General features: G+C 73.7%; 20 protein-coding genes and 1 pseudogene. 11 read left to right on the forward strand and 10 right to left on the reverse strand.

Annotated elements, in window-relative coordinates:
• The first annotated feature begins 230 nt into the window (after nucleotides 1–230).
• On the forward strand, nucleotides 231–434 hold the full coding sequence (locus ACFU74_RS26870; protein ID WP_380761190.1) for a hypothetical protein: 204 nt from the start codon (nucleotides 231–233) through the stop codon (nucleotides 432–434).
• Nucleotides 435–509: 75 nt separating this feature from the next.
• Here the strand turns inward: ACFU74_RS26870 and ACFU74_RS26875 are convergent, their stop codons facing one another.
• Nucleotides 510–1,154 carry a hypothetical protein gene (locus ACFU74_RS26875; RefSeq protein WP_380761192.1) on the reverse strand — a complete coding sequence of 215 codons (645 nt, stop codon included), beginning with the start codon at nucleotides 1,152–1,154 and terminating at the stop codon, nucleotides 510–512.
• 78 nt (nucleotides 1,155–1,232) lie between these two features.
• Nucleotides 1,233–1,511 (reverse strand): hypothetical protein, encoded by a 279-nt coding sequence (locus tag ACFU74_RS26880; protein ID WP_380761194.1) that lies wholly within the window; start codon nucleotides 1,509–1,511, stop codon nucleotides 1,233–1,235.
• A gap of 134 nt (nucleotides 1,512–1,645) precedes the next feature.
• On the opposite strand from ACFU74_RS26880, the gene ACFU74_RS26885 reads away from it, so the two are divergent.
• The 3 genes from ACFU74_RS26885 to ACFU74_RS26895 are packed head-to-tail and all read left to right on the forward strand — an operon-like array spanning nucleotide 1,646 to nucleotide 4,199.
• Complete coding sequence (locus tag ACFU74_RS26885) at nucleotides 1,646–2,011, forward strand: hypothetical protein (protein ID WP_380761196.1); 366 nt, start codon at nucleotides 1,646–1,648, stop codon at nucleotides 2,009–2,011.
• 20 nt (nucleotides 2,012–2,031) lie between these two features.
• Entirely contained in the window at nucleotides 2,032–3,651 is a 1,620-nt protein-coding gene (locus ACFU74_RS26890) for an alpha/beta hydrolase (RefSeq protein ID WP_380761198.1), read from the forward strand.
• 17 nt (nucleotides 3,652–3,668) lie between these two features.
• Entirely contained in the window at nucleotides 3,669–4,199 is a 531-nt protein-coding gene (locus ACFU74_RS26895) for a hypothetical protein (protein ID WP_380761200.1), read from the forward strand.
• 289 nt (nucleotides 4,200–4,488) lie between these two features.
• Here ACFU74_RS26895 and ACFU74_RS26900 read toward each other — a convergent pair.
• Nucleotides 4,489–4,809: pseudogene (locus tag ACFU74_RS26900) on the reverse strand (transposase); the annotation flags it as partial.
• Nucleotides 4,810–5,213: 404 nt separating this feature from the next.
• Nucleotides 5,214–5,957: a TetR/AcrR family transcriptional regulator gene (locus ACFU74_RS26905; RefSeq protein WP_380761202.1), complete on the reverse strand. Its 744-nt coding sequence runs from the start codon at nucleotides 5,955–5,957 to the stop codon at nucleotides 5,214–5,216.
• 107 nt (nucleotides 5,958–6,064) lie between these two features.
• Between ACFU74_RS26905 and ACFU74_RS26910 the strand changes: the two genes are divergently transcribed.
• Nucleotides 6,065–7,567 carry an MFS transporter gene (locus ACFU74_RS26910; protein WP_380761204.1) on the forward strand — a complete coding sequence of 501 codons (1,503 nt, stop codon included), beginning with the start codon at nucleotides 6,065–6,067 and terminating at the stop codon, nucleotides 7,565–7,567.
• Here ACFU74_RS26910 and ACFU74_RS26915 read toward each other — a convergent pair.
• Nucleotides 7,561–7,824 (reverse strand): dsRBD fold-containing protein, encoded by a 264-nt coding sequence (locus ACFU74_RS26915; RefSeq protein ID WP_380761206.1) that lies wholly within the window; start codon nucleotides 7,822–7,824, stop codon nucleotides 7,561–7,563. The genes ACFU74_RS26910 and ACFU74_RS26915 overlap by 7 nt on opposite strands.
• A 310-nt stretch (nucleotides 7,825–8,134) precedes the next feature.
• Here ACFU74_RS26915 and ACFU74_RS26920 point away from each other — a divergent pair, with 310 nt between their 5' ends.
• Nucleotides 8,135–9,115: a DMT family transporter gene (locus ACFU74_RS26920; protein WP_380761208.1), complete on the forward strand. Its 981-nt coding sequence runs from the start codon at nucleotides 8,135–8,137 to the stop codon at nucleotides 9,113–9,115.
• Between the two features lie 18 nt (nucleotides 9,116–9,133).
• On the forward strand, nucleotides 9,134–9,793 hold the full coding sequence (locus ACFU74_RS26925) for a DUF6629 family protein (protein ID WP_380761210.1): 660 nt from the start codon (nucleotides 9,134–9,136) through the stop codon (nucleotides 9,791–9,793).
• 46 nt (nucleotides 9,794–9,839) lie between these two features.
• On the opposite strand, the gene ACFU74_RS26930 is transcribed toward ACFU74_RS26925, so the two are convergent.
• Both ACFU74_RS26930 and ACFU74_RS26935 read right to left on the reverse strand, forming a co-directional pair.
• Nucleotides 9,840–11,282: an MFS transporter gene (locus tag ACFU74_RS26930; protein ID WP_380761212.1), complete on the reverse strand. Its 1,443-nt coding sequence runs from the start codon at nucleotides 11,280–11,282 to the stop codon at nucleotides 9,840–9,842.
• Entirely contained in the window at nucleotides 11,279–11,911 is a 633-nt protein-coding gene (locus tag ACFU74_RS26935; RefSeq protein WP_380761213.1) for an ArsR/SmtB family transcription factor, read from the reverse strand. The genes ACFU74_RS26930 and ACFU74_RS26935 overlap by 4 nt, the downstream gene beginning before the upstream one ends.
• A gap of 332 nt (nucleotides 11,912–12,243) precedes the next feature.
• On the opposite strand from ACFU74_RS26935, the gene ACFU74_RS26940 reads away from it, so the two are divergent.
• On the forward strand, nucleotides 12,244–13,116 hold the full coding sequence (locus tag ACFU74_RS26940; protein WP_380761215.1) for a hypothetical protein: 873 nt from the start codon (nucleotides 12,244–12,246) through the stop codon (nucleotides 13,114–13,116).
• A 117-nt stretch (nucleotides 13,117–13,233) separates the two neighbouring features.
• Entirely contained in the window at nucleotides 13,234–14,964 is a 1,731-nt protein-coding gene (polX, locus tag ACFU74_RS26945; RefSeq protein ID WP_380761217.1) for a DNA polymerase/3'-5' exonuclease PolX, read from the forward strand.
• A 326-nt stretch (nucleotides 14,965–15,290) separates the two neighbouring features.
• Here polX and ACFU74_RS26950 read toward each other — a convergent pair whose 3' ends face one another.
• Both ACFU74_RS26950 and ACFU74_RS26955 read right to left on the reverse strand, forming a co-directional pair.
• Nucleotides 15,291–15,974 (reverse strand): response regulator, encoded by a 684-nt coding sequence (locus tag ACFU74_RS26950; RefSeq protein WP_380761219.1) that lies wholly within the window; start codon nucleotides 15,972–15,974, stop codon nucleotides 15,291–15,293.
• 482 nt (nucleotides 15,975–16,456) lie between these two features.
• Nucleotides 16,457–17,791 (reverse strand): sensor histidine kinase, encoded by a 1,335-nt coding sequence (locus tag ACFU74_RS26955; RefSeq protein WP_380761221.1) that lies wholly within the window; start codon nucleotides 17,789–17,791, stop codon nucleotides 16,457–16,459.
• Nucleotides 17,792–17,864: 73 nt separating this feature from the next.
• Here ACFU74_RS26955 and ACFU74_RS26960 point away from each other — a divergent pair, with 73 nt between their 5' ends.
• Together ACFU74_RS26960 and ACFU74_RS26965 are read left to right on the forward strand one after the other, a co-directional pair.
• The gene (locus ACFU74_RS26960) at nucleotides 17,865–18,251 is read left to right on the forward strand and encodes a barstar family protein (protein ID WP_380761223.1); all 387 of its coding nucleotides are present in this window, start codon (nucleotides 17,865–17,867) and stop codon (nucleotides 18,249–18,251) included.
• Nucleotides 18,252–18,332: 81 nt separating this feature from the next.
• Complete coding sequence (locus ACFU74_RS26965) at nucleotides 18,333–19,061, forward strand: (2Fe-2S)-binding protein (protein ID WP_380761225.1); 729 nt, start codon at nucleotides 18,333–18,335, stop codon at nucleotides 19,059–19,061.
• A 92-nt stretch (nucleotides 19,062–19,153) separates the two neighbouring features.
• Here the strand turns inward: ACFU74_RS26965 and ACFU74_RS26970 are convergent, their stop codons facing one another.
• Nucleotides 19,154–20,122: a hypothetical protein gene (locus ACFU74_RS26970; protein ID WP_380761227.1), complete on the reverse strand. Its 969-nt coding sequence runs from the start codon at nucleotides 20,120–20,122 to the stop codon at nucleotides 19,154–19,156.
• Nucleotides 20,123–20,256 lie beyond the last annotated feature (134 nt).

Raw genomic sequence — 20,256 nt, forward strand, 5'->3', positions numbered from 1 at the left:
GAGTTGCCTGCGCGTCACATCCAACATTCCTACCGGGTTCTGCCCCGGAGCGGGGCAGAACCCGGAGATTGATCACAACATCACACAGGCCCTAGCGGCTTTGCCACTTCTTGACCAGCTGGCCGAGGGCTGGATCCGGGCTTGTCTGTTCAGGTGTCAAGGAGCTGGGCCTATCGTGACAGACTGGTGCGGACGGTGTACCGGTCAGTGACAGCCTGTGGAGGTGGGTCTTGTTCACCGGTGTGCGTACCGTGATGACCTTCGCCGTGGACCCCGAGGTATCGGCCCGGTGGTGGGGCGAGTTCCTGGACGTCCCCGTGAAGACCGACGTCAGCGACACCGGAGCGATCTACGCCTGGGTGGAGATCGGAGGCGTCGAACTCGGCTTCCACCCCGCCGACGACGAGCGCAATGCGCGCCCGCGTCCGAAGTGAGAAGGGCATCCGCTGGGGCGGACGTCCACTCACTGCCGCAGCCTGACCAACCGGGCGAACCTTGTCGGCTGAGCCCTAGCAGTAACCGTCCACCCTGGTGCCGGCAGCTGGAGCGAGGTTGGGCCAGGGGCGCCCTGCTCGGTCGGAGGCAGCGGACCGTAGGAGTTCAAGAAGAGCGCACCCCGGGTAGCCCCGGAAGCTCGAATAGGCGGAACGGTAGTAGCAGCTCCAGTAGCTCACGACCCGCCGCTGAGTGCGCGCGAAGAAGGCCGGGTTGTCCACGATGAACTTCCCGTAAGCGAGGTGACTACTGGTGCCCGGCGTAGCGAGATCACGAAGCTCATCGCAGATGACGACCAGGATCTCCAAGACGTACTCGCCGACCAACTGCACGACGAACGGGACGACCCACGGGTCCATGGAGCCAACGACCTTTGCCAGGTGACGCTGCCTGACCATCCCGTCGCAGTGTCTTGAGTACAAGCAGTGCAGAATCTGTCGCTGCCGCGACGAGAGCGATGCCACCGCGTCAGTCGGCGGCTCGTCGTTGTAGAGCCGCCCGGGGATGGAAACGTGCTGACCCTCTACAACGACCGAAAACGGGTCAAGTGGCCGGAGTCGCGAAGTAGGCATGATCGCCAGAACCGCCTTGGCATCGCCCGCAAGCTCGGCTGGGAATGCTTTGATCAACGGATCGCTGTTGCTGGAGAGCGGTTGCACGAGCTGAGCATAAGCGGACGCCCCCGCCACGCGGCCTGCCCCTACCACCCAACCCGGTCAAGGTATGCGGTCAGAGCACTAGCTAATTGACGTCGGCGCAGCACCGAAGCGCTCCGCACCGCTACGCCCGGGTGCTGATCGTTCCCCGATGGTGATGAACGCCATCACGCGCCTGGGCGCGCTCGCCGGGCAGGGCAGGGCTTCGTCGTCCTGCCGTCGGCCGATCGGCGACTGTACGCCGACGCCGAGCAACTGCTCCGCCAGTACCAGGGGCACGGGCTCGGCCTGGCCGACGCCGTCAACGCGGTCCTCGCCTGGCGGCTCCAGCGCCCGGCGATCCTGTCCGTCGACCACCACTACCGCGACGTCCTCGCCCCGCCGAAGAGATCGCGGATCGAGGTGTTCCCCGAAGCCCCCGGCCGTGCCACACGGCTCTGACCTGCACGGGTTTCATATATCTGCGTGTTCGAACGGATGTGCAGCGTATGGTGATGCCGGATCTGGTGCGGCGGGGTGTCGTGCCGGGCTTGGTTCTGGGGGGAGTTACGTTGGCGGACGTCAACGTCGTTGTGCGGGAACTGCATGCGTCGGCGCAGGTGGCGAAGGGACTCGCGGAGGAGCTCGGTGCTCCGGTCAAGGCCGCGCTGACCTCCGCCACGACGGTGAGCGGCCAGCTCGCCGGCTGGTCAGTCGCCGGCGCCCTGGGGCATCTGGGCAGCAGTTGGAGCGCGCCGCTCGCGGCACTCCAGCAGCGGATCGTCGCCACGGGGACCAATCTCGATGCGAACGCCGCGTCCCACAATCAGAACGAGCAGGCGGCGGCCGGCGTCTGGAGCCAGCAGGGGGCCAAGCAGTGAACGGCCTCTACCAGCTGTTGGTGAGGTTCGATCCGGAAGGGCTGCGCGGGGTCGCGAGGAACTGGAAGGCACTGGCGCACGCGGCGGAGACCGTGGGCTCACGTCACCGCAGCCAGGTGAACGGGCCCCTCCACCGGCAGTGGGAGGGGACCGATGCCCAGGCGGCGTTCCCGTTCATGGCGCGCACCGAGCAACAGTTGGCCGTCGTCCGGGTGGAGGCGGAGGCGATCGTGCTGACGCTGAACACGGTCGCCGACCGGATCCACCAGGCGCAGACGAATCTGACGAACGCGGTTCGCCGGGCGCAGGACTCCGGCCTGACGGTCTCGGCGGAGGGGAGGGTGGACCTTGCGCCAGAGGAGCCAGGGGACCGCAATGACCCGGACGCGCAGGCCGCCCGCCGCACCCTCATGGGTCTCAGGGCCGGCTACCAGGCCCGGATCGACCAGGCGCTGAAGGACGCCGAGGCGGCGAGCAACCAGGGCCAGATCGCCCTCGGACGCCTGGGCGGGGAGGTCCTGAACGGTCAGCGGGCGAACGGTGCGTCCGCCGAGACACATGGTGATGTCGCGGCGGTGATGAACGACCTGGGTCTGGCCGAGTCCTACATCCCGGACGGCAAGGACCCCGCGAAGAACGCCGAGTGGTGGAAGGGACTGACACCCGACCAGCAGGAGACCTACCTCGCCCTGAACGCGGCCAGGATCGGGAACCTGGACGGCCTGCCGGCCACTGTCCGGGACGAGGCCAACCGGCTCGTGCTCGACCAGAAGCTCGACGCTCTGCAGGCCGGCACCGCGGCGTCGTTCGGCCTGGACCAAACGGCGTACGACAAGCGCAAGGCGGCACTGGCCGAGATCAAGAAGAAGCTGGAGGACACCGCCGACGCGAAGGACGAGGCGCACCAGATGTTCCTCCTCGGCATCGACCCGGAGGCCTACGGCGGGGACGGACGCGCCATCGTCTCCACCGGCAACCCGGACAAGGCCACCCACACCTCCGTCTTCGTCCCCGGAACCAACACCGAGCTGCCGGGCGTCCCCGGGCAGATCGACCACATCCGCAAGCTCCAGAGGTCCGCCGGCCGGTACACGAAGGAAGGCGAGAGCGTCGCCGTGATCTCCTACCTCGGCTACGACACACCGGAGAGCATCCCGAAAGCGGCCAATCCCATGCGCGGCCTCGACGCCGCCGACGACATGCGCCGCTTCTCCGACGGACTCAGGGTTGCGCACGGCGAGCCGAAGACCCACCTCAGCTACATCGCCCACAGCTACGGCAGCTTCGCCGTCGGCGTCGCTGACAGCGAGAAGGGCGGCCTCCAGACCGACGACATCGTGACCCTCGGCAGCCCAGGCATGGGCGTCCTGACCGCGGACCAGCTGACCGTCAACCCGGACCACCTCTGGATCGGGGAGGCCACTGATGACGCCACCCGCCTGGTCGGCGGATTCTCCCTGGGGCCCAGCCCCCACATAGCGGGATTCGGAGGACACAACATCACCATCGACACCTCCGGACACGGCGGCTACTGGGACGACGACTCACAGAGCCTGAAGAACCAGGGCAAGATCATCGCTGGTCAGAAGCCCACCACCGGCCCCAAGGAAGACCCGCTCTGGGGATCGATCCCCCACTGAGCCACCCGGAGATACCCATGGCCCGCCCGCCCGCCCGTCCGCCCGCCATCGCGCTGAAGTACCTCGTGGCCGTGACGCTGACGGTCTCGACTCTTGGAGCCTGCATGGCGAACGACAGCACCGCCAAGGACGCCCCGCTCCCCGCCAAATCCCGCGACGACGCGCTCGCCTGGGCACAGCAGATCACCGAGCACCTGGCCCAGGCCGCCGGCATCCAGATCAACGCCGAGCCGGCCGACCCGTTCTTCAGCCCCTGCGTCGGCAGGAACGGGGAATCCGCACCCGACGACCGTTTCACCCTCTCCTACGCGGTCCACAGCTACGTCCCCAACGCCCAGCACAACGACGTCGTACGCACGGTCAGAGACGTCCTCATGGCCGAAGGGCTCAAGATCTCCGAGTACCAGGAGACACCCGCCACCGAGCCGAACTCGACCGTCACCGCACGCCACCCCGAGAGCCGGTACGTCATCGACGTCTCCAGCACCGCCGGCGACAACCGCATGGTCCTGGGCGTCACCACCCCCTGCCTGAAGCCCCCTGCCTGAAACCCCCTTGCGCGCCGCCCGTGTCCACCCGTAACCTCTTCGCCTTCCTCACCACGAGCCGACCAGCACAGCCAGTCGAGCTGCCAGGCCGGGCCCGCACCTGCGGTTTGACCGCTACCGAGGAGAACCAGGTGACCACCCAGCCCGACCACCAGCCCCCGGCCGCCCCGAGGCCAGCCACCCTGCACGAACTGCGCACCGCCCTCAGCAGGTACGGCCTGCCCGGCGACCGCGACCTGTTCGAGCAGGACCCGGCCGCCGCCGCCCTAGGGACTGTTCAAGGTTCGGATCATGTGGCTGTCGTCAGGGACTTCAGCCACATGATCGATCCGCGAAGGTGCAGGCCGGCCGCGTAGCTCTCCGAGCTCTTGTCGTATCGAGTGGCCAGGCCACGCCAGGTCTTGAGCTTCTGGAAGCACCGCTCGACGTGGTTGCGCCGCTTATAGCAGTCGGGATCGAAGGTGACGGGTCGGCCGTCGGCGGAGCCCTTCCGTTTCCGGTTGGCCGCCTGATCCGCTTTCTCCGGGATCACCGCGGTGATCCCGCGTCTGCGCAGGTAGGCGCGGTTGGCTTTCGAGGAGTAGGCCTTGTCGGCGGTCACCGCGTGGCCGCACCTCGACGCCGTCCTGCAACCGGTCCTGGCCGGATGGTGGGCATCGGCGCCCACCGCGGGCACCGGGAAGCAGCCGCAGTCTCGAGATCGCGCTGCATACCGCTGGCATCGGACACAGCACCCTGCTCTTCGCCCCTGACCTTCCCGCCCGCAACGCCGTCCCGAACCTGCGTATCGAACGGCCGGCGCAGCTGACACCCGAGCGGATCCGCGAGATCGTCAACACCCGCATCGCTCTTCGGCAGCGCCCGGACGTCGTGGTTGTCGACCACTTTGCCCTCCTGCGTCCGGACCCGCCGGTGTACGAGCCGACCAGTTACGACCCGTGGGACGATCCCGCCGAGGACGAGCGCGACCCGGCCGTTCAGGAGGCCGACGAGATCGGCCGCCAGCTGAAGCTCCTAGCTGTGCTGCCCCACCAGGCCGGTGATCAGGGCGTCCAGCGCCACCTCCAGGTCACCGCAGCGCTCGCCCACGCCCACGAAGCCCACCTCGGCCAGCACCTGACCCAGGGCGGGGAGTTGCTCGCGGTCCGCGGACTCGATGACGGCGCGGCGCTGGCTCGGCTCGCGGGGCGGGCTGACGGGGTGTTCGAAGAGCAGTTCGCCGAGGACCAGGTGCCAGCAGGCGCGGAACGCGGTCAATGCGCGCCCGGGCGGCAGGCCGGCGGCCATCAGGTCGGCGAGGCAGGCGTCGTTGAACGCCAGCGCGTTCCGGGCGACCAGTTCACCGCGGATCAGGACGTGCAGCACCCAGGCGTGCCCGACCATGTAGTCGTGCGCGCCGAGCAGCCGGTTCTGCAGGCGCTCCTGCGGGCCCGAGCCCGGGACGTCGACCGGGATGCCCTCCGCGATCTGCTCCAGGACGGCGATGAGCAGCGCCTCACGGTCGGTCACATGCCGGTACAGCGAGGCGGGCGCCGTGCCGAGTTCGGTGGCGACGGCCCGCATGGTGAGCGCGTCGATGCCGTCGCGCTCGATCACCCGGCGCCCGGCGGCGACCACCCCGGCCGTGGTGAGCCCGGGGCGCGGCCGCTTGCGGCCGTACTTGCCGCGCTCGGCGTCCAGCCCCTCCGCGCCGCCCACCGCGACCGACCCGTCCGCCCGCTGTTCGCCGACGCCGGGCCGGCTTCTTCGCTCTGACACGCCGCCATCCTGCCACGTCCGCGCCAAGCCGCCGCCGACCTGGGCGCTTGCATGGTTCAACAAGTAAGGCTTACCTTGCGCGAACAATGTTCGCATCGGAGGTCGCCATGCCCGAAGCCGCGCCGCCCCGCACCGCCGCCCCGCCCGGTGTCCGCCCCGGCCTGGTGCTCGCCACCGTCTCCGTCTGCCAGCTGATGGTCACGCTGGACGCCAGCATCGTGAACATCGCGCTCCCCGCCATGGGCGAGTCCCTCGGCTTCGCCGACGGCTCGCTGCCGTGGGTGGTCAACGCCTACGCGCTCGCCTTCGGCGGACTGCTGCTGCTCGGCGGACGGATCGCCGACCTCGTCGGACACCGCCGCGCGCTGCTCTCCGGCCTGGTCCTGTTCGGCCTCGCCTCGGTGCTCGGCGGGTTCGCGCAGACCCCCGCGCAACTGGTCGCGGCCCGGGCCGGCCAGGGGGTGGCTGCCGCCGCCCTGGCCCCGATCGGGTTGACGCTGATCATGGTGACCTTCGCCGAGGGCGCCGCCAGGGCGCGGGCCGTCGGCATCTGGTCGATGGTGACGGCGGGCGGCAGCGCGCTGGGCGTCCTGCTCGGCGGTGTGCTGACGGACCTGCTCGACTGGCGCTGGGTGTTCTTCGTCAACGCGCCGATCGTGCTCGCCGGCCTCCTCCTGGCAGTCCGTTCGGTGCCCGCCGTCCGCCCGCCGCTCACCGGCCGGCCCGATGTGCCCGGCGCCGTGCTCGGCACCGGAGCGATGACCGTCCTGGTCTACGGGCTGATGGAGACCGACCGCCACCCGTGGGGCTCGGCCCGCACCCTCGGCACGCTCGGCGCCGCCGTCCTGCTCGGACTGCTCTTCCTGCTCTGGGAGTCGCGGTTCGCGCGGGCGCCGATCGTCCGGCTGGGCGTGCTGCGGGCCCGGACGGCGTGGCTGTCGAGCCTGCTCGTGACCCTGCTCGGGGCTGGCATGCTGGCCGGCTTCTACTTCAGCTCGCTGTTCCTCCAGAACGTCCTGGGCTACGGCCCGCTGGCGGCGGGCGCCGCGTTCCTGCCGTTCTGTGCCGGGACGGCGGCGGGCAGCATGATCGCGGGCCGCCTCACCGCCCGCTTCGGCGGCCGGGCCACGCTCACCGGCGCACTGCTGCTCTCCGCGCTGGGGATGCTCTGGTTCGGCGCGCTCGCCCTGGACTCCGGCTATCTGACCGGATTCGCCGGCCCGTCGATCGTGGCCGGCGTGGGCGTCGGCGTCTGCATGGTCGCCAACACCGCGATGGGCACCTCGGGCGTCGACCCGCGCGAGGCCGGGCTGGTCAGCGGGCTGCTCAACGCCGGCCGCCAGTGCGGCGGCAGCATCGGGCTCGCCGTCCTGTCGACGGTCGCGGTGGCGGCCACCCGCCGGGCCGCCACGGACGGGGACTCCGCGCGGGCCGCCCTCGCCGCCGGCTACGACCACGCGTTCGTGGTCACCGCCGGGCTGCTCGGCGTGGCCGCCCTGGTCGCGGTGCTGTTCGTCCCGCCGCGCCGAACCGCCGAGCGGTCGGCGCGGACGTCAGGGGCGGGGTCGGCAGAGGGTTCGGGGTCGGCGTCGGGGGCGGTACCTCAGTAGATGAGGTACCCGGGCCGGTGGCCCTCGTCCTCGATCTCCCCGTCGGCCTGCGCCCTCAGCTTGCGGGACAACGCCTCCAGCGCGCGTGAGGCCGCGACCTCCTCGCCGATCCTGGCGAGCGGGCGGTCGTCCACGCTCCTGGTCGACTCCCCGTGCGCGCTCAGGCCCGGGGCCCGGGCGCCGGTCAGCCTCGCCTGGCATCCGGTGTGGACGCCGTCCTCCTCGAAGCTCAGCTCCACAGCCCACTCGTTGTGCATGCCACACCTCCTGGCGGCGCTCCCCCCTCGCGCCTGCTCGGGCCGGTACGGGCGGTGCTCCCGCCGCGGCCGCTCCCACCAGCGTGCGCCCCCCTGCACGGCGGGGGCAACCGGGCGGGCGGCCGCGCCGTCCGCCCGCCCGGTGCGCCGCGACCCGCCGGGCGGCGCGGCTCCACGGGTCCGCGCCGCACCCCGGCGGTAGGCTGGGCCCATCGCGCCGATGCCGCGGGACACCCCGCTCCGGAGCGTGGAGCCGCCCCGGGGTCCGGCGGCGGTGCGGTGCGGTCAACAACCCTCGGGTGGTCCCTCCGTGGCGGTCTTCGTCCTGGCCCTGAGCGCCGCCTGCTTCCTGGGCCTCGGATTCGTCCTCCAGCAGCACGCGGCACAGCAGGCACCGCGTTCCGACCTGCTGCACTGGCGCCTGCTGCTGGACCTGCTGCGGATGCCCGGGTGGCTGCTCGGCACCGGATTCATGATCACCGGACTGATCCTCTCCGCGCTCGCCCTCAACCAGGGCGAGGTCTCGCTCGTCGAACCGCTGCTCGCCACCAACCTCATCTTCGCGATGGCGCTCGCCCGGGTGCTGACCCGCCAGACGCTCGGACGGTCCGGCTGGGCCGGGGTGCTGCTGCTCGCGCTCGGCGTGACCGCGTTCATCGTCGCGGGCCGCCCCACCGGCGGCGGTCCGCCGGCGAGCGAGCTGCGGCACTGGCTGGTGGTCGGCACGGTGGTGGGACTCACCCTGGTGCTGATCTCCACGGCCCGCAGACTGCCGCTGTTCGAGGAGGCGACGGTGCTCGCCCTGGCCGCCGGCCTGCTCTACGGCCTCCAGGACGCCCTCACCCGCGCGACCACCCAGCGGCTCGACCAGCAGGGGCTGGAGGCGGTACTGCGCAGCTGGCAGCCGTACGCGGTGGTGGCGGCCGGGGTGGTCGGACTGCTGCTGGTGCAGAGCGCCTTCGAGGCCGCACCGCTGCGGATGTCCCTGCCCGCGCTGACGGCAGCCCAGCCGATCACCGGGATCGCCTGCGCGGTGGGGTTCCTCGGCGACCGCCTCCGGGTCACCCCCGGTGCGCTGGCCTGGCAGGCGGCCGGCCTGGTGGCCGTCGTGATCGGCGTGGTGGTGATCGGCCGTCACCCGGCCCTGCCCGGCACCACCGGGGACATCCTGGAGTCGATCGGCGAAGTCCCGGGCGGCTCGGCGGAGGACGACGCGGACGACCCGCCCGCCGAGCCACCCACCGACCCGCCCGCCGACCCGCCCCCGGCCCCGCCCACCGACCCCGACTGACCGGCCGCTGGAGCCCCCATGTGCTGGAGTGCCCGGGCGGACCTGGTCGTCGGCGGCGCGGTGACGGCCGTCGGTGTGCTCTGCCTCGTCCGCAACCACCGGGCCGGCCGCCCGGAACGCCTGCCGCTCGCCGCGCTCCCGCTCGTGCTCGGCGTGCACCAACTGATCGAGGCCGCGGTCTGGCTCGGTGCCGACGGCGATCTTCCCGCCGCCCCGGCCGCCTGGGCCCGCACGGCCTGGGCGGTGATCGCCCTGCCGCTGCTCCCCCTGCTGGTACCGGTCGGCGTACGCCGCGCGGCCGTCGACGCCGGACCGTCCCGGCGGCGGCTGCTCACCGCGCTGGTCCTCCTCGGCCTGCTGGTCGCCGTGCCACTGGCCCACGCCATCGCCACCCGCCCGGTCGGCGTCACCGCCCACGCCCACACCCTCGACTACCGCATCGGCATCCCGCACCCGGCCCTCCTCCTCTCGGGCTACCTCCTCGCCACCGTCGGCGCCCTGCTCATCAGCGGCGACCGCCGCCTGCGCCACCTCGGCCTGTTCACCGCCGCCGGCGCCCTGGCCTGCGCCCTCCTCTGGCGCCTGGCCTTCATCTCCACCTGGTGCGCCCTCGCCGCCCTCGCCTCCGCCCTCCTCCTCCGCTGGACACCCTCACGCCCGCTCCGGCCACCCCCATGACCGCCCCCGGCCGATCGCGCCCTCCTCCCCGTGCTCTCCGTCCCCGTCACTCCGCCCTGACTCCCGCCGTCGCCTGCGCCGAGCCGGGCGGGGCGGGCGAGGCCGCCGAGGCGGGCGCAGCAGACGGCGCAGGTACCGCTGCCGCCGGTTCGCTGCTCGCATCGGTGGCCGCCACCGGGCCGTGGCCGCGCTTGCGGTCCATCTCCCGCCATTCCGGTCGCAGGCCGGACAGCGTGGTGACGGCGAAGTACAGACCGCCGCACGCGAGCAGCACCGGTATCAGCCCCGTCATCGCCACCGCCGCGCCGGCGAACAGGCCTCCCAGCGGGATGCCGGCCCAGGAGAGCGAGTCACCCAGGGCGTTGACCCGCCCCAGCAGGTGGCGCGGCACCCGCTCGAACAGGATGGCGCCGAGGATCGGGTTGATGAATCCGCCCCCGAAGCCGCTCAGCACGAACACCCCGACCACCACGCTCATCGGCACGTCCAGCGCCAGGACCACGAACCTCGGGGCCCCGCAGAGCAGGAACCCGGCGAAGAACACCGTGCGCCGAGGCAGCCGGTGGGCGACGGCCGCCGCGATCAGGCTGCCGGCCACCGCCGCGATCCCCCAGACCGTCCCGGTCAGACCGATCGCGGCCGGGCCGCCGCCGGACTCCCGTGCCCAGACCGGGACCAGCACGGTCAGGAACGCGGCGTCCAGGAGGTTGGTCACCGCGACCATCACGATGATCGTCATCAGCAGCGGTTCGCGCCGCAGGAACGCGAAGCCCTCCCGGAACAGCTGCCAGTAGCCGGCGGGCTCCTCCTCGCCTTCCTCGGTGCCGGACGGAGCCGGGGCCGGGGCCGGAACGGAGGCTCCGCCCGTCCCACGCGGCAGCGCGACGGCGATGACCAGCGAGCCGAGGGCGAAGGCCGCCGCATTGGCCGTCAGGCCGGCCATCGGACCGAGCAGGGCGACCAGTCCGCCACCGACCGCCGGGCCGATCGTGCTGGCCAGCCGCTCGGTCACACCGGACAGACCGGTGGCCCGCTCCAGCGGGATCCGGCCCAGCTCGGCCGCCTCGGGAATCATGACCTCCTTGGCGAGGTCCCCCGGGCCGCGGGCGGCGCCGATCACGGCGACCATGACCAGCAGCAGCCAGAACGGCAGCAGCCCGAGGCCGTGCAGCAGCGGCACGAGGCCGGCCGCGACGGCGCTCACCGCGTCCGTGCTCCAGGAGACGCCCCGCGGTCCGAGCCGGTCGATCACCGGCCCGGCTAAGGCCTTGACCAGCACATAGGGTGCCAGCTCGACGAAGGCGACCAGGCCGGTCATCGTGGCGCTGCCGGTGGTGGCGAGCACGAACCACGGCAGGGCGACGGCCGACACCCGGGTACCGGTCAGCGAGACGGCCATCGCCACCAGCACGCCGACCACCGGCCGCAGGCTGCGCGGCGCGGCCGCCGTGGCCGAAGTCGAGGAGGTGGCCGGGGCAGGCGCGGTCATGACCACCCCTCCGGTTCCTCGGCGTCCGCCCCGCCCTGCGGCTCGGGCAGCACGTGGACGACCACGGCCACCCGGTCCGTACCCTCCGGCCCGGGCGTTCCCGGCTCGATCCGGCGGTAGCGGGCGACCACCGCCGCCAGCTCCTCGGCCAGGGACCGGGCCTCCTCCGGGGTGATCTGGAGCACCATGTCGCTGAAGTCCATCGCGTTCCGCCACTCGACCGGCATGGTCTCCAGCGAGTTGAGCGCCGTCTGCGCGGTCAGCGTGTGCGAGGCCAGGATCGAGCGCAGATACGCCATCGCCGCCTCCGGATCCTGCTCCGCGAGATCGGTGTCCGTCCACCACGTCACCTGGTGGACCGCCTTCCACCAGCGGTCCCGGGCGTTGCCGCGCTCGGTGTCCTCCGCGACGAAGCCCGCGGCCGCCAACTGGCGGAGGTGGTAGCTGGTGGCACCCGAGTTCAGCCCGAGCTGCTCGGCCAGCCTGGTGGCGGTCGACGGGCCGTTCTTGCGGAGCAGCCCGACCAGCTGCACGCGCACGGGGTGGGCAAGGGCCCGCAGGCCCTTGGCATCGATCACGACATCGGTCTGCGGGTCCGGACTGTGCGGCCACCTGCGGTCATCGGTCATGGCAGCACCATAGGACCGCAAAGGACTCTTCGCAAAGGATTTTTGCGAAGAAATCTTTGTGGATTCGAACAGGGCGGTCCGCCGAGGCGGTCCGACTGCGTGGCCGACGCTCGCCGGTCCGCGGGTGGGGGCGCACGGGGCCGGGCGCGCGCCGGTCCGGTGCTCCCGCCGGTCGGCGGGTGACGGCCCCGCTGGTCGGAGGGGTGGCAGTGCCCCCCGGGACCCGAGGGCCGGATTGTCACCCGAGCGGCGGGGGCGCAGGCTTGGCGCAGGGCCGGGGAAACGGCCCGCACCGGGCCGCCCTGGAGGCGGCGGGGACGAGGGGCAGGACGATGGCAGGCGGGAAGCTCTGGGGCCGCGTCGCGTCGGGCGCCCGGGCGCTGGGCGGGTTCGGCCCGTTCGGGCGCTCCGGGACGCCGGCGGGTGCACGGCTGCTCAAGGGCGTCGGCGGGGGCGGGCGGCCGGGACCGGGTGGGCGCGCGTGGGTGCTCGGGGGCGCGGCCGGGACGACGGGTGCCGATGCTCCGGGACGCTCCGGGCCCGGCGGCATGGCCGGGCCGCAGCTGTTGTCCCGGCCCGAGCTGGAACGGCTGCGCTGGACGGACCGGACCGGCGGCTGCGTGCCGGACGCGCGCCACGTGCAGCCGGCCGAGCTGGTGGGACGGGTGCTGCGCGGCGGCGGTCGGGCAGCCGAAGTCACCGTCCGGGTTCCGGTGGGGCTGCCGGTGGTGGTCGCCGACTCGGTGCGCCTGGAGGCGGCGCTGGCCGCTCTGGTGGACCACGCGATCCGCCGCAACCCGCCGGGCACCCGGGTCCTGGTCCGGGCCGACCCGCTGCCGGGACCGGGGTGGAGCCCGGGACCGGACGGCGACCGGCCCGGCGGCCGGGGAGGCCCGGGCGGCTGGGCGGAGGCGGGGTTCGTCGAGGCCTTCGGCGGGCCGGACCCATGGGCGGGCGAGCCGGCCCGGGTCGAGCTACGGGTGGTGGACCGGGGCACGTCGCAGCCCCCGGACACCCGGCGCTGGCTGCTCGGCGCGGCGTACGGCACGGGGCCGGACGACACCGGACCGGGCAACACCGGACCGGGCCGCGTCGGCCCGTCGATGTCGGGCCTGGTCCGGACAGCCGGGGGCCGGCTCGCGGTGGAGCAGACACCCGGCGGCGGGCTCACGGTGGTCGTGGTGCTGACCGTCGCACGGGACTGAGCGCGGGCCGGGCGCGCACGGCCCGCAGCGCCGAGGCCCGCCCCCCGGCCCGGCCCGCCCCCGGCCCGCCCCGCTCGCGCGAGCGCCGCGGCCGGGCCGCGAACCTAGACTGGCCCCATGGCCCGGCTCAACGACAAGGTCAGGGAGCTGCTCCAGGAGTACGCCGACCTGATCTCGATCACCGGTGGCGACGCCTTCCGCGCCCGCGCCTACGAGAAGGCCGCCCGGGCCGTCGGCGGCCACCCCGAGGACATCGACGGCCTGGACGTCAAGGGGCTCCAGCAGATCCCCGGCGTCGGCAAGTCCACCGCCGAGAAGATCGCCGAGTACCTCGCCGACGGCCGGATCGAGGCGCTGGAGGCGCTCCGGGCCAAGATCCCGGGCGGGGTCCGCGCCATGATGTCGATCCCGGGCGTCGGCCCGAAACGCGCCCTCGCCCTCTACCGCGACCTCGGCATCTCCTCCGTCGACGAGCTCGCCGAGGCGATCCGCGCCGACCGGCTGAGCGAGGTGCCCGGCCTGGGCGAACGCAGCGGCGAGAAGATCCTGCACGGCATCGAGCTGATGCGGCAGTCCGGCGGCCGCACCCTCCTGGACGCCGCCACCGCGCTGGCCGACCAGCTGGTCGCGGCGCTGCGGGAGGTGCCGGGGTGCACCCGGTGCGCGTACGCGGGGTCGCTGCGCCGGATGCGCGAGACGGTCGGCGACATCGACGTGCTGGCCACCGCCGAGGACTCGGCGCCGCTGATGACCGCGCTCGCCGGACTCCCCTACGTGGCCGAGGTGATCGGCACCGGGCCGACCAAGACCTCGGTGCGCACCACGGACGGCGTCCAGGTGGACCTGCGGGTGGTCCCCGAGGAGGACTGGGGCGCGGCGCTGGTGTACTTCACCGGCTCCAAGGCGCACAACATCAAGCTCCGGACGATGGCGGTCCGGGCCGGGCTGAAGCTCTCCGAGTACGGGCTGTTCGAGGCCGAGGGCGGCGAGAAGATCGTCTCGGCGAGCGAGGACGAGGTGTACGCGGCGCTCGGCCTGCCGTGGATCGCACCGCCGCTGCGCGAGGACCGCGGCGAGATCGAGGCCGCGCTGAACGGCGAACTGCCGGAGCTGGTGACCGAGCAGGACCTCCGCGGCGACCTGCACACCCACACCGACCTGACCGACGGGCTGGCCACGCTGGAGGAGATGATCGACACCGCGGCCGCCCGCGGTTACGCGTACTTCGCGGTCACCGACCACGCCCCCGACCTGGTGATGCAGCGGATGACCGACGAGAAGATGCTCGCCCAGCGGGAGCGGCTGCGCGAACTGGCCGGGCGCCACCGCCGGATGCGGCTGCTGCACGGCACCGAGCTGAACATCGGACCGGAGGGCGGCGTGGACTGGGACGCCGGCTTCCTGTCCGGGTTCGACGTCTGCGTGGCCTCCGTCCACTCGCACTTCGGCGCGGACCGGGACGCCCAGACCCGCCGGCTGATCCGGGCGTGCGAGAACCCGCACGTCCACGTCATCGGCCACCTCACCACCCGGCGGATCGGCCGGCGCGGGCCGATCGACGTCGACCTGGACGCCGTCTTCAAGGCCGCCGCCCGGACCGGCACCGCCATCGAGATCAACAGCTCGCCCCAGCGCCTCGACCTGAGGGACGAGGACGTCCTGCGGGCCAAGCGCCACGGCGTGAAGTTCGCGATCGACAGCGACGCCCACGCCACCCCGCACCTCGCCTACCCCCGGTACGGGATCGGCACCGCACAGCGCGCCTGGCTGACCACCGAGGACGTGATCAACACCTGGCCGTGGCAGCGGCTGAAGCGCTTCCTGCGCAAGGACGCGCTGCGCGACTGAGCCGCCCCCCGGCACCGGGAGCGTCCGATTCGAGAAATTTGGCAGCTTTCGGGAAATTCACCCCGGAACCCCCTGGTACATCCGCCGCGACGGGCGCATCATGGTGGTGGACCTGCGGGGTCGCAGAGGAAGTTCGACCGCAGGAGGCAGTGGCGACAGATCGAGACGGATCAGGGTCTGCCGCTGGTACCTCGGTCGACGATCGAACCACATGGCCGGAGGACATCACGTCCGGAAGCCATCCTCCACCTCGCAGGTTCCGCACGTCCGCCCCCGCGTCGCTGTCGCGGCCACCACCGCCGTCACCGCCGCCGCCACTGTCACTGTCACTGCGCGGACGGCACCGGGTACCCCATCTCCCAGGCGTGCACGGCGATGCCGACCCGGTTCTGCACCCCGAGCTTGCGCTGGATGCTCGCCACGTGGGTCTTCACCGTGCCCGGTGAGATGAACAGCTCGGCGGCGATGTCCGCATTGGTCCGCCCGGCCGCGACCTGGCCGGCGATCTCCACCTCGCGTTCGGTCAACGGCGCCGCCGGGGCGGCCCTGCGGTCCACCCGCCGGGGCGCGGTCACGTGCTGCAACAGCCGCACCGTGACCGACGGGCTGATCAGGCTCTCCCCGCCCGCCGCCGCCCGGACCGCCTCGGCCAGCAGCGCCGGACCGGACCGCTTCAGCAGGAACCCGGAGGCCCCGTGCCGCAGCGCCGGGTAGACGTACTCGTCGAGGTCGAAGGTGGTCAGCACCACCACCCGCACCGGCGTCACCGCCCCCGGGGCGGCCAGCCGCCTGGTCAGCTCCAGGCCGTCCATCCGGGGCATCCGGATGTCCACCAGCGCGACGTCCGGGCGCAGTTCGGCCGCGAGTTCGAGCGCGGCGAGACCGTCGGCCGCCTCGCCGACCACGGTGATGTCGGGCTGGGCGTCCAGGATCCGCCGCACGCTGCGGCGCACGGCCTCCTGGTCGTCGGCGATCAACGTGCGGATGGGCTCCGGGTTCGGACTCGTCACGCCCGGCAGTCTCGCACGACTCCCCCCGCCCAGACCGCCGAGGCGGCGCTGGAGGCCGCCTCAAGCCAGCACACCGGCGCCCCCGGCGAGGAGACGGCTGCCCGGACGGTCCGCACCCTGGCCACCCAGGTCATGAGCCCCGACCAGCAGGCCGCCGGGACGGACGAGCTCATCGCGGCCCGGTTCCGCGAGCACCGCGATGCCGAGATCCTCGCCGGCCTGCCGGGCCCGGGCCTCATCCCCGGCGCCGGGTTCCTGGCCGCCACCGGCGGCGACATGACCACCTTGGCCGGCCCGGACCGGCTCACCGGCTTCCCGGCGCCGGGTCGACGTCAGCCGGGCCCTCCTGCGCGACCGACACTGCTACCAGCCGGTCCGGCCCGGGACCCCCGCGCCTGTCGGGAGGCTGAGCCTCGGTCAAGCTGTCTGGAGTCACCAGGGCGACGGCACTCATCGGGGCCCGTGGGGCTTGACGTACGGCATCAGGAATCGTTGAGACCGGTCGAACTCCGATGAGGCAGGTCACGGACGGGCAGCTCGCAGCCGGTGCGCCACCCCGCCGGCCGCAGCGGCCCCGACTCCAGCGTGCCGCCGTGCGCGGCGAGCCGTTCGGCCAGGGCCACCAGGCCGGTGCCGCCGGCGCCCGGGCGGCGCCGCAGCAGGCCCCTGACGCCGGATCGGCTCCCGCCGTCGTCGCTGACCGACACGACCACCGCACCCGAAACCGGGGCCCCGACCCCGCCGGGCCGCACCTCCACCCGCACCACCGCCCCGCCCGCGCCGGGCGCGTGCCGCCGCACATTGGTGAGTCCCTCCAGCACCACCGCGTACGCAGCCGCCTCCGCCTCCCCGGAGAGCAGCCCGGCGGCCTCCGGGGCCGCCTCCAGCCGGGCCCCGGTCGGCCCGGTCCGGCCGAACCGGCCCACCAGCTCCGGCAGATCCGCCAGCCCGTACACCCGGGTGGCACCGTCGGCGCCGCCCGCACCGACGCGCGGCCGCGCGTCGGCCCCGTCCTCGCGCGGCTCCCGCAGGGCGCCCACCATCGCGTCCATCGAGTCCAGCGCGCGCAGCCCGGCCTCCTCCAGCCGGCGCAGCAGCGCGGCCGTCTCCTCCGGTTCCTGACCCGGCAGTTGTCCGGCCTGCGCCTCCAGCACGATGCCGGTGATCTCGTGCGCCACGAAGTCGTGCAGCCCGCGCGCCACCTCCAGACGCTGCTCGCGCCGGGCCCGGGCGACCGCCCGCTCGCGCCGCGCGTCCAGCGCCCGCAGGTAGAGGCCGGCCCCGACGACCACGACCAGCGGCAGCAGCGAAACCAGTACGGCGATCACCGAACCGGTCCAACCCGCGTTCGGGGTCCGGGCGGTGAAGCGCAGCGGCACGGCCAGCGCCGCCGTGACGGCCAGCGCGCCGACCGGGCCCGCCCACCGGCCCCGGGAGCGCCGGCACACCCGCCCCGCCAGCGCCAGCAGCGCCGCCCACTCCAAGGGCAGCCAGATCGCGGGCAGCCGGTACGGACCCGCGTAGAGGAGGTCGAGCAGCAGTGAGAGCGCGGCGACACCGCCCGCCGCCCCGGTGAGCGTCACCCGCCGCCACGGCCACGGGAAGGCGGCCACCAGGACCGCCACGGCGGCCTGCGACGCCACCAGCAGCGCGGCCGCGTGCTGCCCCGGACGCGCCAGCACGACGGGCAGCAGGGCGACCACCGCCCCCACCACCCCCACCGGCCGCCGCAGCCGCGCGCCGGAGGCGGACAACCGGCCCCCGGGCAGGGGAGGCACGCCGGAGGCGGAGGGCACGGGGCCGGACTCGACAGACATGCCCCCGAGCCTAGGGGCCGGTCGTCCACCGCTCTCCCGGTCCGGCCCCGACCGCCCCGTATCCTGCGGAGTCATGACGACGGTGTACATCCTGGACGGCACGCGGATCAGGACGACGGACGACTTCTGGCGCGCGATCGGCGAGGCGGTCAACGGCCCCGGCGGCTACTTCGGCCGGAACCTCGACGCGTTCGCCGACTGCCTCGGCGGCGGGTTCGGCACACCGGACGACGACGACTTCACGGTGGAGTGGCACGACCACCAGGTCTCCCGCGGGCACCTGGGCCATGCCGAAACGGTTCGTCAGTCGGAGCTCATGCTCGCCCGCTGCCACCCCTCGAACCGTCCGGCCGTCGCCGCCGCGACGGCCGAGGCGCGGGCGGGGCGCGGGCCGACGGTGTTCGACCGGCTGGTGGCGATCTTCGAGGAGCGCGTCCCGGGCGCCCTGCGGCTGCTGTGACGGAAGCCCCGGAGGCGCCGCGCGGTACCGTTCCCTGCCACGCCCCGCCCGGCACGGAGACCGAACCGGAGGACCAGCCCCATGAGCGAAACGCCGCCGCCCGACTACGGCCGGCTCGCCGCCGTCGGCCCGTACTTCGCCCTGGACGCCGCCACCGCTCCCGGCCAGGACCCGCCGCCGGGCTTCCGGCCGCTGCGGGAGTTCTACGCCCCCGGCCCGGACGGGCCGTTGACGGACCGGGTGCGCGAGGTCGCGCGGCGGCTGGGCACCGACGAGCCGCGGGTCGCGGCGTCCGTCCTGCACCTCGGCCTGGCCGCCCGGTTCTGTTCGGTGGGCCTCGGCGCGGCCGCCCTGCTCGGTGAGCTGCCCGACCTGGGCCCCGGCCGGGCGTGGGTCCGGGTCCCCGAGCAGGGGCCGATCGACCTGTGGCTGCCGTACCGGCACGCGCCGGCCGACCCGGCCCCGCTCGCCGAGCGCTTCCGGCGGACCGTCGTCGAGGGGTGGCTGGCGGACCTCGCGGCGGCCGTGCGATCGGCGGTCCCGCTCTCCGGCGGGCTGCTGCGGGGCAACGCGGCCTCCGCGCTGGCGGGCGCGCTGCGCGTCCTCGACACCCCGGTGGCCCGCGCGCTCGTCGCCGAGGCGCTCGACCGACCGCCGCTCGCCGGGACCGGCACGCTCACCGGCGCTCCCACCGGGACGTCGGCCGGCACCGCCTTCCGGCGCAACAGCTGCTGCCTCTACTACCGGACCGGCCCGCAGGCGGGTGTCTGCGGCGACTGCTGCTTCACCCGCCCGCCGGGCCGGCGCTGAACCCGGGCCGGCGCTGAACCCGGACCGCTGCAGAACCCTGGCCGGCGTTGAACCCGGACCGCTGCAGAACCCGGACCGCCCTTGAACCGGGGCTACCGCTCCAACGTCGCCGCCAGCAGGTTCGGGTCGGCCAGGGTGAAGAAGGCGGCACTCGGCACGTACACCGTGTCGCCGCGGATCCCGACCGTCGTGGGGTTGGAGAGGCCGTCGGCCGCGTCGAGGACGGTGTGGCGGGTGCCGTCCGGACCGATGTACACGACCTCGCTGGAGGGGTTGAGCGCCGCGAGCAGGTCGTCGCCGGCGCCGACGAAGGCGAAGTCGTCGAGCCCGGGCAGGCCGCCGGCGTGGACCTCCACGGGACCGGCGGCGCCGCCCGGCCCGATCGGGATGCGCAGCACGGAGCCGGTGTCGGTGTTGCCGACCCACACGGCGCCCCGGTGCACCTTGAGACCGTTGGCCCCGAAGGCGCTGACGGGCTTGAGCGCGGCGTCGTCCGACCAGACCACCGGGGCGCCGCCGTCCAGCGGGACGGCCCGGACCAGGCCGAGCGCCGAGTCGGCGGAGTACAGCACGCCCGCGTGCTCGTCGAGCGCGAGGCCGTTGGGCAGGCTGTCCACGGGGAAGGCGGCGATCCGCTCGGGCTCCTCGCCGGGGCAGAGCCGCCAGATGCCGGTGAGGTCCTCGGTGCCGGTGGCGTAGGCGAAGTACAGCGTGCCGTCGTGGGCGCGGGCCAGGCCGGAGACGACGGCCGCGCCGATCAGGGGGGTCGCCGGGTGCTCGGGCGCGGGCATGGTGGCCAGGACGGTGAGCCGGCCGTCGGTGGCGACCCGGCCGACCTGGCGGGCGTTGGAGAAGGTGAGGTCCACCGCCCCGTCGGGTTCCACGGCGATGTTCTCGGGCTGGAGGCCCTGGGCGAGGTCGAAGTGGGCGACGATCCGGGGGTCGGACAGCGGCGGGGCCACGGCCACGGCGGGCGTCGCGGCGAGCAGCGCCAGTGCGAGGGCGGCGGGCAGGCCGGACAGCAGGGCGGCGCGGGCCGGACGGCGGAACGGTCGGGGCACGGCGGTACTCCTCGGGGACGGCGGGAACGGCACAGGGCCAAGAGAGCACGCCGCTCCCGGCCGCCCCGACGGCGGCGGGGCGCGCCGCCGCGAGGATCCCCCGGTCGGCCGCGCCCGCACCCGCACCCCGCCCC

Source organism: Kitasatospora sp. NPDC057500 (genome assembly GCF_042802195.1).
Lineage (GTDB): Bacteria > Actinomycetota > Actinomycetes > Streptomycetales > Streptomycetaceae > Kitasatospora.